The organism is Campylobacter concisus (assembly GCF_902460415.1).
Classification (GTDB): domain Bacteria; phylum Campylobacterota; class Campylobacteria; order Campylobacterales; family Campylobacteraceae; genus Campylobacter_A; species Campylobacter_A concisus_Y.
Genome location: NZ_CABPTY010000007.1, coordinates 7,260 through 23,957 on the forward strand (window position 1 = coordinate 7,260; position 16,698 = coordinate 23,957).

Sequence of the window (16,698 nt, forward strand, 5' to 3'; positions counted from 1 at the left end):
AAATTGAGAAATAAAATCTAAGTTATCACCACTAAATCGCATATATTTAAAAATAAATCTTTTACTAAAATTTCTAAATAATTGATACAAGACAAATCAAAATTAATATTTTTATCTCTAAGTTATCAAAAAATCAATATAATCGTAAAAATTTAATAAGGGAAATTTATGGCATTTGAAAATGTATCAAAAGCGATTGAAGATATAAAAAATGGCAAAATGGTAATTATGGTCGATGATGAGGACCGTGAGAATGAAGGAGACTTGGTCTTTTCAGCGGCAAGCAGCGATATGCAAAAGGTAAATTTTGCGATCACTCATGCAAAAGGTGTGCTTTGCCTTGCAATGGATGAAGCAAACGCAAAAAGACTTGATTTGCCGCTAATGGTTTCTAAAAATACATCCAGTCACGAAACCGCATTTACTGTCACAATTGATGCAAAGGAGGCAACGACAGGCGTAAGTGCTTATGAGCGTGATATGACGATTAGACTTGCTGCTAGTACTGATTCGGTGCCTGAAAATTTTGTAAGGCCTGGGCATATATTTCCACTTATTGCAAAAAAAGGCGGCGTACTCGTTCGAACAGGTCACACTGAAGGATCAGTTGACCTTTGCAAACTTGCTGGCGTTAGTCCAATGGCAGCGATTTGTGAGATCGTAAAAGAAGATGGCACAATGGCAAGACGTGATTATCTGGAGGAATTCTGTAAAAAATTTAACCTAAATATGATAAGCGTTTCTGAATTAGTAGAATACAGACTTAGCCACGAAAGCTTAATAGAGGTTTCGCCCGCAAAGAGTGTAAAAATCTGTGGTTTTGAAGCAAAAAGATATGACATAAAAGATCACGAAAATAAAAATCACGCTGCCTATGTTTTCGGAGAGATAAAAGCGCAAACTAATGTAAAATTTCAAAAAATAAGCAAAGACCATGAACTTTTAAGCGGAGATAAATTTGATAATTTATTAAAGTCGTTGGATTTTTTAAGTAAAAATGGTGGAGTGTTGCTATTTTTAGACAGCAATAAAAGCGATGCAAGCTCACAAAAAGATTATGGCATTGGGGCACAAATTTTAAAGTATTTTGGTATAAGCGAAATTGAGCTTTTAAGCTCAAATAAAAATAAAGAATTTGTAAGCTTAGCAGGCTTTGGTCTTGATATAAAAGGCTATAAAGAAATTTAAATAGATAGCATTTTGACGCTTTTTATTTAATGCGGATATTAATCATCCTAATAGCAAAATTCTTCACTTGGAAAAATTTTGCCTTTTACATCATTTGCGTAGGATTGCACACTCTTTCTTACAATATCTGCTCCATCAAGATATCTTTTTACAAATTTTGGTTTAAAGTCTTCAAAAAAACCAAGCATATCAGACCACACAAGCACTTGTCCATCGACGTTTACTCCAGATCCGATACCAATAACTGGTATATGAACTTGCTTTGTTATCTCGCTAGCCACGCTACTCATCGTACCCTCAAGCAAGATACCAAACGCTCCAGCTTGCTCAAACGCCAAAGCCTCTTCAATTAGTTTTTTTGCCTCGATCTCGCTTCTGCCTTTTATCTTATAGCCACCTTCAAATTTATAAAACTGAGGCTTTAAACCAATGTGAGCCATAACGTTTATACCCTCTTCACAAAGGCGCTTTACTAAATTTACTTGGTGCATGCCAACTTCGAGCTTTACCGCATCGGCATTTGTCTGTTTGAAAAATTTCATCGCATTTTTTATCGCTTGCTTTTCATTTGTGTAGCTACCAAATGGCATATCAGCCATGATAAAAGTATTTTTAGCTCCGTTACAAACGGCCTTTGTGTGATAAAGCATGGTATTCATGTCCGCACCTATCGTGCTTTCTTGCATATTAAAACTCATATTTAAGCTATCGCCAACCAAAATAATATCAGCATAATCATCAAAAAGCTTAGCAAATAACGCATCATAGGCAGTTATCATCACAATGGGCTCAATGCCTTTTTTATTTTTTATGTCGTTTATCGTTAGTTTTTTCTTCTGAATTTTTTCATTTTTCATTGCAAGCTCCAAGGAATTTACCTAAAAGGCTAACAATTTTATCAAATTTTTGCTACAATTACGCCAATTTCTTAAGGACATGAAAATGGGTATATTAAAAAGGCTTGAAGTTGATTATTCTTACGATATAGTTGAAGAATTTTTATCTCACTATGCTTTGATGTGTGACTTACTTGAGCCTTTAATAATAAATTTAGGAAGAGTCGATAAATATAAAGAGAGTATTTTAGAGCTTTCTAGGATCTTTCATAATATCAAATCGGCAGCAGGATTCATGCATCTTGATCCTATTTTAAAGCTTACAACTTTAGCTGAAGAAATCACACAAGAGGCAAGAAACCTAAAAGGACCAGCAAATGATAAATTTATAGATTGGTTGTTGCTTATTAGCGATCAGTTTAATAAATATAAAGATGACGTCGAGAACGATTTAGAGTATTTTAGCGTTCTTGAGCCAAAAATCATTGATGTGCCAGCAAAGCTTGACTAAATAGATTCTACTAAATACCGTTTTGTTTTTTGGGAGCGACTTGGCTTCGACAGGAGCAGAGTGCGTATGGTGGCACGTCGCTTTGAGCAAAGCGTAAAAAGCTCAAATTAAATTTAAACGCAAACAACGTTAATTTTGCTCCTGCTTACGCTAAAGCTGCGTAAGTTCAGTTGAGCCTTGCTTAGTCTAATTCTAGCTAGGGCAAAAGCAAGTAATTTAGCTAGAGTAGGCTCGCAAAGTGACTGCTTGCTAGCTGAAATTTTAGTCTTAGTCTAAATTTTGGTTTTGGAAAGTGAGCCTTTTTAGATGAAATTTTCACTTTTGCTAAGCGTGTAGAGGCTGTATGCATTTTGTTTTTGGACAGGGGTTCGATCCCCCTCGCTTCCACCATTTCTATCTAAAATACAAATAAAAATTTTATTAAATAACTTAAATTAAAAAAGTTCTTCTGACTCAAAATAATTTTGTGAAATATTTCGCTCTTTTTCATTGGTATTTACATGAAGCACATAATAGCCTATCTGTGTGTTGCTAGCGTCTATTAGTGGCACCACGCAAAAGTAGTGTGTTTTATAAACGTAAAATTCATATTCTTTAAAATTAATATCACGCAAAAAACCTACAATATTTAAATTTGCACTGCTTAAATTTTCGATGTAATAATCATTTAAAATTTGATCACTTGGAATGCTTTTACGTGAAGGCATCTTATCTTTTGCCAAAAGAACAAATAGATCAATTCCTTGCTTTTTAAAATAATTTCCAAGTGAATCAAAATTTAATAAAACCTCGATGTTGCCAATAATTTTACCATCACGTATTACGTTTGAGACAGCCCTTATATGCGTTCCAGCATACCACGCCTCGATGCCAACCATGGGCTTGTTTTGATGCCTTGACTCTTGCACTAAAAACCTACTACTAGCGATCATATCGCCATATCTGTTTAGATCCCAACTCCTTACATAGCTTTTTAGATCTTTATCATAAATGTGAAGCTTAATGTTGTTATACATCGATGCTGCGCCAAGGGTTTTGGTTAAATTTTCGATATTTTTTATACATTCATCGCGACTTTGCCCTAGCAAGCACATTTGTATGGATTCATTTTGAGCAAGCAAGATAGAGATCGCCATTGATGAAAATTTCTCATCATCTATACTTTTATTAAGCTGTTTTACCTGGTAATCAAAAAAGACTCGCATATTATTTTGCATCTTTTCAGCCATATAAGAGCTGTAAAGAAAGTAAAAAAGCCCTCCAAGTACTATGATAAAGATAAAAACGATATAGAAATTAAGATATTTTTTATATTTATTCAAAACTAGCCCTTAACTCTTCTTCTAAAAATTTTGCAAATTTATCAAATTCTGGTAACGCAAGCTCGCTTTTTCTTTTTGGATTAGCCCAAACACTATCTGGAAAAAATGCGTCATCACTAAATCTAGCAATAACATGAATATGCACGTGTGGCACGTAGTTTCCAAAGCTTGCAATGTTTACTTTAGTTGGTTTATAAAACTCAAGCATCGCCTTTTCACTTATAAGCATCGCCTCAAAAAGCCTAACCCTACTCGCTTCATCACAATCGCTTAGCTCACGAAATGGCTTAATGGTAAAAATTTTTATCCATGGAAGTTCATTGTCTTCACGCTCGATTTTTATAAATTTATCTTCATAGATCATATTTGTTCTCATTTTTATACAAAATTTCTCTCTCTTAAAAGCGTATAAAGCTTGATAGTCGAGATAAAAAATGTCACGATCGCTGGTCCAAGGATCACACCCCAAAACCCAAATGTCGTGATACCTGCAAGCATCGCAAAGAATATAAGAAGTTCATTTATCTTTGTTGGTATTTTGACCAGCTTTGAGTTTATAAATTTAATAACAAGTGGCTTTAATAGCGTATCAGCTGCAAATGAGATCACTACGATCGTATAAATTGCGATAGTTATCGCTGCTGCTATGTTGCCATTTGCAAACTCATAAATGCTAATAGGCCCCCATGCCAAAATACCGCCAACAACTGGAATAAGCGAAGCAAAGCTAAAAAAGATACCAGTTAGCACGCCGTCATAGCCGTAAAAGCTTGTGATTATGGCAAACAAAAAACCCTGAATAATCATATTTGCAATGGTTGAGTAAAAAACGACACTCATCACGTTACCAACTTCGCTTAAAATAGACTCTGTGTCATCTTGCTTTAGCGGAAGTGCATATTTTAGATAGCTGATTAGTTCATTGCCGTAAAGATTGCAAAAGAAGAAAAAGACCAAGATAATGATCATATCAACGCCAAATTTAAGGCTTAACTTACCTAGACTTGCAAGATTTGTCGCAAGTTGAGAAAAAAGCATCTTAATATCAAGTCCGCCGATAAATTCTTTTATCTTTGGCTCTAAAAAATTTATCGACTCAGGCATCCTAAAATCATAATTTTTGATAAATTCGATAGTCTTTGTGACATTGTTTATATCAAAGCCAGCTGCGTATTTTGCGATCTCAACCACCGCATAAAGAAGTGGGGCGATAAATAAGCAAAGAAGCACAGATGTGGTAAGAGCCGATGAAAGCGTCTTGCGGTTTTTAGTGAGCGATAAAAATGCGATTTGGACATTTGAAACCGCGACAGCAAGTAGTGCAGCGATAAAAATATCAAGCAGATATGGTTTAAAAAGATAGACCACCAAAGCCAAAGCACAAAATACAAAAATTCCAAAAAATAGCCTATTGTTCATCTTGCTCCCTTAAAATGGGGTAATTATAGCAAATTTATCAAAGCTGCTCATTTGCTTCTAATATTTGCTCAAACTCTTTGCCATCAAGCTTGTAAAGCTAGCAAGTGTGGCTAGGCTTTTGGCATTTTTTAGCATGCTACTAGCGCTTAGTAAATTTAGATAAATTTATAGTTTTACGCAAAATTTCTAGCTCAAAAGCTCCTACAATTTTAGCCTTTTACGTGCACTGAAAATTTGCTCCGATGATCTCACATTCATCACAGATTTGAACATATATAGTTCCCTCGCCCTCTACTAGACTCCCAAGAGGAATTTGTGCTAGATATTTCATGCTTTTGCTACATTTTGGACATTTTAAATACTCAGCATCTTGCTCCCACTGCGGATATCCACCAAGCAAAATTTCGCTATCTATCATATATGAGTAGTGAGCGCAAACCTCGCTAGCTAGCTCGAAATTTTGCCCATCGAGCGTTACCACAGCATCTCTTAAATAGTCCTCACTCTCGCCCTCGCCCACTATCTCTGTTTGCACGCTATTGCCGTCATTTTGGCAAAAATACTGCACCAAGCCAACGCATGTTGGGCAAAATTTAAGCACAGTGTCATTTTTAAGCTCTAGTCCAAGTCGCTTTAAGTTCTCTTTTTTGATGGTAAATTTCATCATCTCACCGCTACAAAATTTACATTTTTCATCGTTTAGTGCTTTAAATTTAATGCTTGCGTCTACGTTTTGGCTTGGCCCACACGTAAAACACTTATCAAAAACTAGGCTTTTTCTCTTACCACTCTCGTCAAAGCTCCAGCCAGCAACCTGAGCGTATTCATCCATATCAACGTGAAGCTTTGCCTTCCAAGGCTTTGGCGCCTTATAAAGCTTAAAAAATAGCTCCCTCACCACCTCATCGCCCTGCCATGCAAGTGCACAAAGTATGTGATTTATTTTTACCGTGTTTTCAGCGCCATTTAGACTATTTATGAGCTCATCTCTTACGTCACTTGAGGCGTTTTTGTAAATTTCAAATGGATAGTATTCACACCCTTTGGTCACTTCTCTTATTATCTGCTCATCACAAATGCCATGCAGGTAGAAAATATAGACAAGATCGCTATAAATTTCATCGTATTTGCCTATCTCATCTGTGTGAGCTAGGACATTTTTTAGCTTTTGTTTGATCTCATCTTCGCTTAAGCATTGATAAAACTCCAGCTTCTCTTTTTATCTGCAATCATAGCATATCCCATCAAAGTAAATCGTCCTTTGCTCGCACCTAGGACAAAGATGTGGCTCACCCATTTTTGCTCCAAATTTAAATTTCGCTACTCAAAAAGCCCTTTTTCGATATCGATCTTGATGTTAAAGGTCTCAAAGCACTTCGCACTTGCGATCCTACCCTTTGCTGTGCGCTCGATAAAGCCATTTGCAAGCAGATATGGCTCGATGACATCCTCAACCGTGCCCTCGTCCTCGCTAAGTGCCGCTGCAATCGTGCTAAGCCCCATAGGACGGCGCCTTGCTTGCATCAAAATTTCTAAATACCTAATATCCATCTCGTCAAATCCAAGCGAATTTACACCAAGTGCGTTAAGTCCCTCTTTTGCACGCTCGTGGCTGATGATTTGCTCGTCATTTACCTCGGCAAAGTCGCGAATCCGCTTTAAAAGCCTAAGAGCGATCCTAGGCGTGGCACGTGAGCGTTTGGCGATCTCAAGCGAGGCGTTTTTGTCGCACTCTTTGCCAAGCTTGGCTGAGGCTATCTGCACGATGCGGCTTAGCTCGCTGCTTGTATAAAACTGCAGCCTAAAATCCATCCCAAAGCGATCTCTAAGTGGCGCTGAGATCATGCCAGCACGCGTCGTTGCGCCTATTAGCGTAAATTTTGGCAAGTCTATCTTGATAGTCTGGGCAGCCGGCCCTGAGCCTATGATGATATCAAGCCTAAAGTCCTCCATCGCAGGATAGAGCACCTCTTCAATGGCTGGGCTTAGGCGGTGGATCTCATCGATAAAAAGCACGTCGCCCTCTTGTAAATTTGTAAGGATCGCCGCAAGATCACCACTCTTTTCTATCATAGGCGCTGCGGTCATTTTGATACTTACACCCATCTCGTTTGCGATGATGTGAGCAAGGGTGGTTTTACCAAGTCCTGGAGGGCCGTAAAATAGCACGTGATCTAGGCACTCATTTCGCTTTTTGGCTGCTTTTATAAAGACATCTAAATTTTGCTTGATCTTTTCTTGTCCGATATAGTCTTCAAATTTTGTCGGTCTAAGCGAGACTTCAAAGTCATTTTCAAAGCTTACTTTTTCGATTTCAACGATTCTATCCAAAGTTTTTCCTTCTAAATTTAAGGCTTCATTTTACGCTTTTATGCTTAATTTAAGCTCGTTTAAATTTGTAGTAAAAGGTGCTGCCCTCGCCGTAGACACTATCAACGCCGTATGAAATTTCATGTTTTTGGCAAATTTCACTGACGATATTTAGCCCAAGGCCAAAGCCGCCTTGGATTTCATCCTCTCTGACGTATCTTTTCCAAACCTTTTTAACGTCCTTTATCCCCTTGCCAAAGTCTTGTACACTAAGCTTTATCCGGTCATTTTCAAAGCATAAATTTATTAGTATTTCGCTCTCTTTTTGGCTGTATTTTATGGCGTTTGTAATCGTATTATCAATGATACGCTGCGCCTCTACTTTGCTTAGTGTGATATAGGCATCATCTACCAAATTTGTATTTATAACTATGTGCTTGACATCTGCCACACTTTGCAAAAATTTTACCCTTTCACTCACGTACTCGCCTAAATTTAGCCGCTCATTTGGAAATTTGATGTAGCCACGCTTTATGAAGTACTCGACATCTTCATATGTTATCTGCATCTGTTTTAGGGCATTTTTTATGCGGGTAATGTATTTATTATCAAGGCCCAACATCTCAAGATTCATGCCAGCTACGCCAAGGGGAGTCTTTAGCTCATGCATAGCATCATTAAAGAAATTATTCATATATCTTTGAAAGTCTTTATAAGGCTTAACGCTGCTTAGATATAAAAAATAGACTATAAAAAGAACTGCGACCAGTATAACAAGCAACATAATGGCTGTTAGAAATACACTTTTTTTATTGTCAAGTTCATTTTCCACCACGACATAATAAGGTGTCTTATCTTTTATAAAAAAGCTCTTGTAAAATAGATATCCATCCTCTTCAAGTGTTACAAATTTAAAGCTACTTGGCTGTTTTGTGAGAGTTGAGATGATTGGTTTAAAATTTACATCGTAGATTGCAAATTTATATTTTAAAGAAATAACTATGTTTTCGTTTTTTAGAAATGAATTTTTGATGATATTTTCATGTTTCATAGCACCAAAAAGGGCTTTTGAGGTGCTGTTTTTTTGGCTTAAATTTAGGATCACAAAGCTTTGAAAACAAAATAGCGACATTATCACAAATGTCGCTATGATCTGGATCTTAAAGCTCTTGTGCATCTATTTTATAGCCTATGCGCCTCTTTGAGATGATAAAGTCGTTTGTCGTTTTGTTTCTTATCTTTAAAACGTGCATTCTTATATCAGCGCCCTCTATATCTTTATCGTTCCAGACAAGATCTCTAAGCTCTTCCATGCTGACGTAAGAATTTAGATGTGAAACTAGACACTCAACAAGTGCGACTTCTTTTGCACTAAGATCGACCATTTTGCCGTTTTTAAATAGCGCACGCTTGTTTAGATTAAAGCTAAACTCGTCATTGATCTTTACTATGTTTTTATCGTCAGTTCCATAGTATTTTCTCATAAGCTCAGCTACTCTAAATTTAAGCTCAGCAAGCTCAAATGGCTTTTTTAGGTATTCGTTACAGCCAAGCTCGTAGCCAATAGCCATATCATCAATATCAACTAAAGATGTCGTTATCATGATAGGAGCGCTTGGATTTAGACTTCTTATGTACTTGATAACCTCATGTCCATTTACGCCAGGGACTTTTATATCAAGTATAAAAAGATGATAGAAATTTTTCTCTATCAGATCACACGCTTCTTGGCCATCACTCACCGCTGTAACTTCATAACCAAGCGTCTGTAAAAACTCACAGACGCTCTCTTGAAACCCTAAATCATCTTCTAAAAGCAAAATTTTCAAATCTCTCTCCTAAAAAATAAGTTTTATTAAGATTTAGCACTATTGTAATATTTAATAGGTAAATTCAAAATTAAAATTATTTTTTAAGCATTAAATAAAAATTTGCCCCGCATAGACAATGTAACACCTTAGCAAAAAGACGCCACATATTACGAATAATGCGTTGATCACGGCAAATTCGCGTTTAAAATCATGCACCTTTAAAACGCTTAAGTCTAAAATGATAGGCAAAGCCATACCAAAACCAATGACGCCAATATAAAACATTAGCCCAAGAGAATTTGCGCTAAGTGCGTTTGCTACGCTCTCTGCACCACTTGTGCTTGCACCTTTTACAACCATAAAAAGAGTAACTATGAGCAAAAACTCAGCAATAATCGCAAAAAAATCAAATTTTAATAAATAGTGTGCAATATCGTTTTGCCTTTTTGCCTTATCTTTTAGCACGCCAACAAGTAACGTAAATGCACCAGCACAGCTCAAGCCTGATACTAAAAATAATACCGGCAAGACTGATGTATTCCAAAGTGCGATCTTGTGAGCTGCACTTAGCAAAAAGCCTGTATATGCACCAACGCCAATGCCTAGGATAAAAAGTAAAATTTCAAGTAGGCTTGAAATTTTGCTAGCAAAATTTGCAACCACGTCAAAAAGAGAAATTTTAAGCATTACGATCTCGTTTTTAAATGCACCAACTGCGTATATAACGCTAAGAGGCGTATAAACTAGAAGCAGTGCAACACCTATTGACATGACTGAGTCGAAGTTGTAAAGCAAGAGTATCCAGTAAAAGCTAAGCGGCTTGCCAAGGTCAAGCACCAAAAGAGCAAGTCCAAGAACGATCGCTAATGGAGCGATAAGAGCGGCTGCTTTAAAGTAATAGTTCTCTTTGCCATATTTTTTTGAAATGAGCACAGCAACGATACTAGCACCCGCACTAAGTCCTGCTAAAAATAGATAAACGGCTATCGGCCAGCCCCAGTAAATTTCAGAGTATTGAGCTAGGCTTCCTGACATGTTATTCATGGTGTGCTCCTTTTGTATTTGCGATCATCGCAAGTGAAGGTTTTGTATTTAGCTCCGCTTTTGGCAAGTAGTATTTGCTCTCTTTTAATTTCTTTGAAATTTTAGAATTTTCATCATTTACATCGCCAAAAGTTAGGGCATTTGTAGGGCAGACGCTAACGCAAGCTGGCTCTTTGCCATCTTCTAGCCTACTCTCATAGCAAAATGTGCATTTGCCTATCTCGCCATCTGGCAAGACGTAGCGAGCATCGTATGGACAGGCCAGGATGCAGTATTTGCAACTAACGCAAATTCTATGATCAAGCAGCGTCACGCCATCAGCTGTTTTAAAGCTAGCACCAGTTGGGCAAACCTCAACACAAGGTGCATCTTCGCACATAACACAGCTTTGACGCAAAAAGTCGGTCTTTAAATTTGGAAATGTCCCACTCATCTTTGCATGCACCTGCAAGCGGTAAAGTCCCCTTGGTACGTTGTTTGTACTTCTGCAAGCTACCGAGCAGCCTTGACAGCCGATGCATAAATTTTCATCATGTATCATCATATATTTTTTCATTTTCTATCCTTACGCTTTACTTATGCTAACGCCAACATTTGTAACCATAGTCGCAGCCACTGGCCCTTCGGCTGGATTAAGAAGCACGCTTGTATTTAGCCCCACGTGATCTATACTCTTAAGAGCTGGGGTGATGTGTCCAAAGCCGTGATATATAAAGAGTGTATCTTCTCTAATGCCCTCGGTCACCATGAGCTTGCCCTTTTGCTCGCCAAATTTATTTTTCACCACAACCATATCGCCATCTCGTAAATTTTTACGTTTAGCTGTTTTTGGATTTATCCAGATAGGGCTATCACTCATAAGATCATGAAGCGACGGCACCGCCTGAGTGTGGCCGTTGGTATGAATAGGCGTTTTGCCACAAGTTAGACAAAGATCATGTCCGTCAAATGTGTCCATATCTTTGTCATTTAGCGCGCCATATCCTGCAAACTGCGCCTCTACATCAGGCAAAAATAGCTCTATCTTGCCACTTTTTGTTTTTAGCTTAGCCATATCGTCCATTAGCCCATTTTCTCCTACAAATTTAGAAGCGACTGGATATTTAGCGACAAATTTATCGATCATGCCTTTTTCTCTAAACAAGATTCCCGGCTCATCCCAAGTGATAAAGCCATCTTTTTCAAGCGCAGCAAGTAAATTTACATCTCCGCCAGCTTGCTGCATCCTAAACTCACGTATGTCGTTCCAAGTATAAAGCTCATCTATCTTCATGCGGCGTGCTAGCTCCCTAAAGATAAATGCCCCATCTTTTGTGTCGCCAACTGGATCAATAACTTTATTTCTTATCATATAAGCTGGCTTTAGACCTGACTTATCCTCTATGCCCTCGTCGCGCTCAAGGTAGCTACTCTCAGGCAAGATAACATCAGCGAATGTCGCCATATCGTTTAGATAAACATCGCTTACCACGATAAAATCAAGTTTCTTCATCGCCTCTATACTCTTCATCGTCTCAGCAACGTTTATTAGGTGATTAAAGCGGATGTTAAACCAGCCTTTTATGGCGTATGGTTTCTCGCTTAAGATAGCGTCATTTATATCCATCAAAACGCCATGTTTTCTGCTTACAAATTTATGCCTACCATTCTCGCCAGCAAAGTCAAGTCTAGTGACTTTTGGCACTTTAAATTTCTCATCTGGATTTTTAAGAACTGGGAATTTATCCTCGCCAACTAGCTTGTTAAAGGTTTTAGCATTTTTGCCACCAAAAAGACCGCCTTTGACCTCCCAGTTGCCCATCATCGCATTTGCCACCATGATGGCTTTTGTCCTCATGTATTCAGCTTTTGTGGTGGTTGTCTTATGTCCAAAATCAAAAATAACTCTTGGGGCAGCTTTATAAATTTCATCAGCGATGCGTCTAACGTCACTTGCTTTTATACCAGTGATCGCTTCTTGCCATTCAGGTGTTTTGCCCTCTACGCTTTTAACGATCTCATCAAAGCCAATTGTAAATTTCTCAATAAATTCTTTATCGTAAGTGCCATTTTGTATCCATGTATTTATGATAGCTAGCACAAAAGCTAGGTCAGTGCCAGGTCTAACTGGCAGCCACTCATCAGCCTTTGAAGCCACCACGCTAAATCTTGGCTCAAGCACAAGTAGCTTTGTATCTTTTTTAGCCGCAAATTTAGCAAGTTTTTTAGCATCGGCTATAACTATGCCCTCAAAGAGATTGTGACCAAAATTTACAACGTATTTTGCATTTGCAAAGTCTCTTTTTAGCTTAGCTATGCCATACATCTGCTCACAGACCATTTGATATGTGATCGGACAGCACGAAAAGTGTGAAAAGCAGTTTGGCGAACCGTAAGCTGAGGCAAAATTTACCATTAGTTTATGTGTTTGCGAGCTTTTACAGGTAAAGACAAAGCTTTCTGGGCCATACTTTTGCTTGATCTCAAGCATTTTTGAAGCAACTAGATCAAGTGCCTCGTCCCAGCTAGCCTCACGCCACTTATTTTCTCCTCTCTCACCAACCCTGATCAAAGGCTTTTTGACTCTATTTTCGTCATAAAGCTGACTAAAACCAGAGCCACCTCTTGCACAAAGCGAAGTTGCCGTACCACCAGCTTTTGGATTGCCGCTTAAGAAGCAAATTTTATTATCAACGACCTTTGCTTCGATAGGGCATCTTGAAGAGCACATCTCGCAAAAGCTGCGGACGTACTTCTCATCTTGCTTTGCAGCATTTTCCAAAGCACCACCCGGTAAGGATGATGCAACCATACTAACTCCAGCACCGAATTTTAAAAATTCTCGTTTCTCGTCTATTTAAGCTCATCTTTCTCCCTTTAAAGATATTTGCCTTTAGTTATTCTAGTATTTAAAGTTGAAAATAAAATTAAATCTTACTTAATATTTATATTTAGATTTTTAGTTTTAAAAAATTAGTATTCTAATATCAAAATAAGTAAAATTCTAAAAATTATAAATTTAATTAATATAATTTTTAACGCGATCTTATAAAAATTTTAAATATAAAATTTTGATTAAGGATTTTGAATAGAAATTAAAAATTTTAAAGGGATTTAAAAAAGCCGAGAGAGATCTCGGCTTAAGTCTGATTTAAAATACTTATAAAAGTATCGGAGCTACTAAAAATCCAAGTGCAACAGAAAAAACAATAGCTAAAACACCTGGAATAAAAAATGAGTGGTTGAATATATATTTACCTATCCTAGTTGTTCCAGTATCATCCATTTGAACGGCTCCAAGTAGTGTCGGATATGTTGGCAATACAAACAATGCTGAAACTGCAGCAAATGATGCAACTAAAATATATGCGTCACCGTTATTTGCAGCAGTTAAACCAAGTGCAGCTATAACTGTAGGAATAAGTGCCTTTGCGGTAGCAGCTTGAGAATAAAGAAGCATACTAGCAAAAAATAGCGCAACAGCTAGCATAAACGGATAGTCTTTAACAAAATCGCCGGCAAAATTTTTGATCGCATCGGTGTGATTTACCACGAAAGTATCTCCAAGCCACGCTACACCTAGCACGCAGACGCACGCGGTCATACCACTTTTAAATGTAGCTGTATTAGATAGCTTATCGACTTTAACGCCACAAGTTAGTGTGATTAAAGTAGCGATAACTAGCATAAAGCTCATAATAGCGTTATCTCTAGTTAATACTAACACCTTTGTAGGCTTATCTGGATCTTCTACATATTTTACATTAGTAGTTGAGTCAGTTTTGATTTTTATATCTTTTGCGACTAGTTCATTAAATTTATCCGGACTTTTGGTCTCATAAATTTTTTCATAGCCTGTTACATAGCTTGGTTTTATCCAGCCTACATTTTTACTAATAGCAGTAGCATATAAAACGACAGAGATAACGCCAACTAAGAATATTAAAACAGAAAGTTTAGCTCCTTTTGGAAGCTCTTTTTTCTCTTCGATTTTAACATCTTTGATTAACCCTTCTTTAAGTCTTCTTTGATACTCTTTGTCACTACTTAGATCAAGATTATAAAATATATTTATAACAAGAGCTGTTAGCATACAACCAATAAAAGTTGTAGGTATCCAGATAGCTAATAGTAATGGATAGCTAATACCAAGTCCACCCAAAGCATGCTCACCAGCCATAAATACAACCGCTGCTGAAACTGGGCTTGCTGTAATAGCTATCTGACTAGCAACAACAGCTATACTAAGAGGCGCGCTAGGCTTAATATTTTGTGTCTTTGCAACTTCGGTAATAACTGGAATCATAGAAAAAGCTGTGTGTCCAGTACCAGCAAATACAGTTAGCAAGTAAGTAACGACTGGGGCTAAGAAATTTATGTATTTTGGATGTTTTCTTAGTATCCCTTCGGCTATTTGCACCAAATAATCAAGGCCACCAGCTACTTGCATCGCTGTAATAGCAGCTATAACGGACATGATGATTAAAATAACATCCCAAGGTATACTACCTGCTTTTAATCCAAGTCCTAAAGTTAAAACTACGACGCCAATACCACCAGCATAACCAATGGCCATACCGCCTAGTCTAACACCCAAGAATATCGCACCAAAGAGCACGATCAACTGCAATATCAATGAAATATCCATTGAAAACTCCTCTATTAAATTTTATAACTAAAATTTTTACTTAAGCGTGTCAGAATTTTGACACGCTTTTAATAATACTTTGCTTAAATTTCTACCTAACCATGCTTGGATTTAGCATATTTTTTGGCTCTAAAATTTTATCGATCTCTTCTTTGCTTAGATAGCCTCTCTCTAGGCAGATATCGCCGACCGCTTTACCAGTTTGCAAAGCTTCTTTAGCGATGCTTGCAGATTTTTCATAGCCAATGTATGGGTTAAATGCTGTTACGATACCAACTGAGCCTAGAACTGATTTTAAGCAAGCGTCTGGATTTGCTGTTAGTTTTCTTACAGCTTTTTCAGCTAGTGTTTTCATCGCGTTTTCAAGGATAAATATAGAGTTAAATAGCGCATAAGCGATGCCTGGCTCAAATGCATTTAGCTCAAATTCACCTCTTTCTGAGCAAAGCATGATAGTTACGTCGTTACCGATTACTTCATAGCACGCTTCGCCCACAACCTCAGCGATAACTGGGTTTACTTTGCCTGGCATGATTGAGCTGCCTGGTTGCATTTGTGGTAAATTTATCTCGCCGAGACCACATCTTGGACCTGAATTCATCAAACGAAGGTCATTTGCAATTTTTGAAAGTCTAACAGCTGCAGTTTTTAACGCACCACTTACGTGTACAAAGTCTGCAGTGTCTTGTGTAGCTGCGATGAAATCATCAGCTTTTTTGAAATCAACACCAGTGATATCTTTTAACTTTTTAACAACTACATTTTTATAATCAGGGTGGCAGTTAATGCCTGTACCAATCGCAGTTGCACCCATATTTAGATATGTCATTGACTCGCGTGCAGCTGTGATCTTTTCGATATCGCTTTTAATGTAGCTTGCAAATGCATTAAATGTATTTCCAAGTGTTGTAGGAACTGCGTCTTCAAGCTCAGTTCTACCCATTTTAATGATATCTTTAAAATCTTTTGCTTTTTTATCAAGTTCATCTTTTAGTAAATTCATAGCAGCAAGCAAATCAGTAAGCTTTGCGTAAGTTGCTACTTTTATTGAGCTTGGGTAAGTGTCGTTTGTGCTTTGTCCAAGGTTTGTATGATCGTTTGGATGGATGTATTGATATTCGCCTTTTTTATGCCCCATGCTCTCAAGTGCGATATTTGTAATAACCTCATTTGCATTCATATTTGTACTTGTTCCAGCACCACCTTGAACCATATCAACCACAAATTGATCTAAAAACTCACCAGCTATTACTCTATCAGCGGCTTTTGCTAGAGTATCAGCGATCTTAGGATCTAAAACGCCAACCTCTTTATTTGCAAGTGCGGCTGCTTTTTTGATTTGCGCAAATGCTTTTACAAAGTATGGATACTCTTTTAAAGTTCTACCACTCATGTGAAAATTTTCGGTAGCTCTAAATGTTTGGATACCATAATAAAAATCGTCAGAGATTTCCAACTCACCTATAAAATCGTGTTCTTTTCTGGTTGCCATAACCATTCTCCTTATAAAAAAATGTATTAATGAAATTATATAGATATTTAATATTTTAAATATTAATTACTACTTTATTTTTTTAAGCTTTGACTTTTAACCTAGATAAAACGACTTTTGGAGAAAAATTTATAGTAG

15 protein-coding genes and 1 other RNA gene are annotated in these 16,698 nt (G+C 37.3%); 3 read left to right on the forward strand and 13 right to left on the reverse strand.

Going from position 1 to position 16,698, the window contains the following annotated elements; genetic code table 11:
* The first annotated feature begins 168 nt into the window (after positions 1–168).
* Positions 169–1,188, forward strand: a complete 1,020-nt coding sequence (locus FZ940_RS09085; RefSeq protein ID WP_148822309.1) for a bifunctional 3,4-dihydroxy-2-butanone 4-phosphate synthase/GTP cyclohydrolase II — start codon at positions 169–171, stop codon at positions 1,186–1,188.
* A gap of 47 nt (positions 1,189–1,235) precedes the next feature.
* Here the strand turns inward: FZ940_RS09085 and panB are convergent, their stop codons facing one another.
* Entirely contained in the window at positions 1,236–2,045 is an 810-nt protein-coding gene (gene panB, locus FZ940_RS09090) for a 3-methyl-2-oxobutanoate hydroxymethyltransferase (RefSeq protein ID WP_148822310.1), read from the reverse strand.
* Positions 2,046–2,130: 85 nt separating this feature from the next.
* Between panB and FZ940_RS09095 the strand changes: the two genes are divergently transcribed.
* Together FZ940_RS09095 and ssrA are read left to right on the forward strand one after the other, a co-directional pair.
* Positions 2,131–2,535: a phosphorelay protein gene (locus FZ940_RS09095; protein ID WP_148822311.1), complete on the forward strand. Its 405-nt coding sequence runs from the start codon at positions 2,131–2,133 to the stop codon at positions 2,533–2,535.
* A gap of 31 nt (positions 2,536–2,566) precedes the next feature.
* Positions 2,567–2,925, forward strand: a transfer-messenger RNA (tmRNA) gene (ssrA, locus tag FZ940_RS09100).
* A gap of 44 nt (positions 2,926–2,969) precedes the next feature.
* Here the strand turns inward: ssrA and FZ940_RS09105 are convergent.
* From FZ940_RS09105 to FZ940_RS09160, 12 genes are all read right to left on the reverse strand, one after another.
* Positions 2,970–3,857 (reverse strand): cache domain-containing protein, encoded by an 888-nt coding sequence (locus tag FZ940_RS09105; protein ID WP_072595171.1) that lies wholly within the window; start codon positions 3,855–3,857, stop codon positions 2,970–2,972.
* Positions 3,850–4,221, reverse strand: coding sequence for an HIT family protein (locus tag FZ940_RS09110; protein WP_148822319.1), 372 nt, complete (start codon positions 4,219–4,221; stop codon positions 3,850–3,852). The genes FZ940_RS09105 and FZ940_RS09110 overlap by 8 nt, the downstream gene beginning before the upstream one ends.
* Positions 4,222–4,235: 14 nt before the next feature.
* Entirely contained in the window at positions 4,236–5,276 is a 1,041-nt protein-coding gene (locus FZ940_RS09115) for an AI-2E family transporter (protein ID WP_084042133.1), read from the reverse strand.
* A 217-nt stretch (positions 5,277–5,493) separates the two neighbouring features.
* Positions 5,494–6,327, reverse strand: a complete 834-nt coding sequence (locus FZ940_RS09120; protein WP_187422163.1) for a cytochrome C — start codon at positions 6,325–6,327, stop codon at positions 5,494–5,496.
* 269 nt (positions 6,328–6,596) lie between these two features.
* Positions 6,597–7,607, reverse strand: a complete 1,011-nt coding sequence (ruvB, locus tag FZ940_RS09125) for a Holliday junction branch migration DNA helicase RuvB (RefSeq protein ID WP_072595167.1) — start codon at positions 7,605–7,607, stop codon at positions 6,597–6,599.
* 49 nt (positions 7,608–7,656) lie between these two features.
* On the reverse strand, positions 7,657–8,763 hold the full coding sequence (locus FZ940_RS09130; RefSeq protein ID WP_148822312.1) for a sensor histidine kinase: 1,107 nt from the start codon (positions 8,761–8,763) through the stop codon (positions 7,657–7,659).
* Entirely contained in the window at positions 8,747–9,415 is a 669-nt protein-coding gene (locus tag FZ940_RS09135) for a response regulator transcription factor (protein ID WP_148822313.1), read from the reverse strand. Before FZ940_RS09135 ends, FZ940_RS09130 begins: the two co-directional genes overlap by 17 nt.
* 90 nt (positions 9,416–9,505) lie before the next feature.
* Entirely contained in the window at positions 9,506–10,441 is a 936-nt protein-coding gene (gene nrfD, locus FZ940_RS09140; protein WP_148822314.1) for an NrfD/PsrC family molybdoenzyme membrane anchor subunit, read from the reverse strand.
* Positions 10,434–10,997 (reverse strand): 4Fe-4S dicluster domain-containing protein, encoded by a 564-nt coding sequence (locus FZ940_RS09145; protein WP_148822315.1) that lies wholly within the window; start codon positions 10,995–10,997, stop codon positions 10,434–10,436. The genes nrfD and FZ940_RS09145 overlap by 8 nt, the downstream gene beginning before the upstream one ends.
* A 9-nt stretch (positions 10,998–11,006) precedes the next feature.
* On the reverse strand, positions 11,007–13,277 hold the full coding sequence (phsA, locus tag FZ940_RS09150) for a thiosulfate reductase PhsA (RefSeq protein ID WP_148822316.1): 2,271 nt from the start codon (positions 13,275–13,277) through the stop codon (positions 11,007–11,009).
* 303 nt (positions 13,278–13,580) lie between these two features.
* On the reverse strand, positions 13,581–15,068 hold the full coding sequence (locus FZ940_RS09155; RefSeq protein WP_148822317.1) for an anaerobic C4-dicarboxylate transporter: 1,488 nt from the start codon (positions 15,066–15,068) through the stop codon (positions 13,581–13,583).
* A gap of 91 nt (positions 15,069–15,159) precedes the next feature.
* Entirely contained in the window at positions 15,160–16,560 is a 1,401-nt protein-coding gene (locus FZ940_RS09160) for an aspartate ammonia-lyase (protein ID WP_148822318.1), read from the reverse strand.
* Positions 16,561–16,698 lie beyond the last annotated feature (138 nt).

Coding starts and splice junctions, on each gene's coding strand:
- FZ940_RS09085 (WP_148822309.1), top strand. CDS start 169: ATGGCATTTGAAAATGTATCAAAAGCGATTGAAGATATAAAAAATGGC.
- panB (WP_148822310.1), bottom strand. CDS start 2,045: ATGAAAAATGAAAAAATTCAGAAGAAAAAACTAACGATAAACGACATA.
- FZ940_RS09095 (WP_148822311.1), top strand. CDS start 2,131: ATGGGTATATTAAAAAGGCTTGAAGTTGATTATTCTTACGATATAGTT.
- FZ940_RS09110 (WP_148822319.1), bottom strand. CDS start 4,221: ATGATCTATGAAGATAAATTTATAAAAATCGAGCGTGAAGACAATGAA.
- FZ940_RS09115 (WP_084042133.1), bottom strand. CDS start 5,276: ATGAACAATAGGCTATTTTTTGGAATTTTTGTATTTTGTGCTTTGGCT.
- FZ940_RS09130 (WP_148822312.1), bottom strand. CDS start 8,763: ATGCACAAGAGCTTTAAGATCCAGATCATAGCGACATTTGTGATAATG.
- nrfD (WP_148822314.1), bottom strand. CDS start 10,441: ATGAATAACATGTCAGGAAGCCTAGCTCAATACTCTGAAATTTACTGG.
- FZ940_RS09145 (WP_148822315.1), bottom strand. CDS start 10,997: ATGAAAAAATATATGATGATACATGATGAAAATTTATGCATCGGCTGT.
- FZ940_RS09155 (WP_148822317.1), bottom strand. CDS start 15,068: ATGGATATTTCATTGATATTGCAGTTGATCGTGCTCTTTGGTGCGATA.
- FZ940_RS09160 (WP_148822318.1), bottom strand. CDS start 16,560: ATGGCAACCAGAAAAGAACACGATTTTATAGGTGAGTTGGAAATCTCT.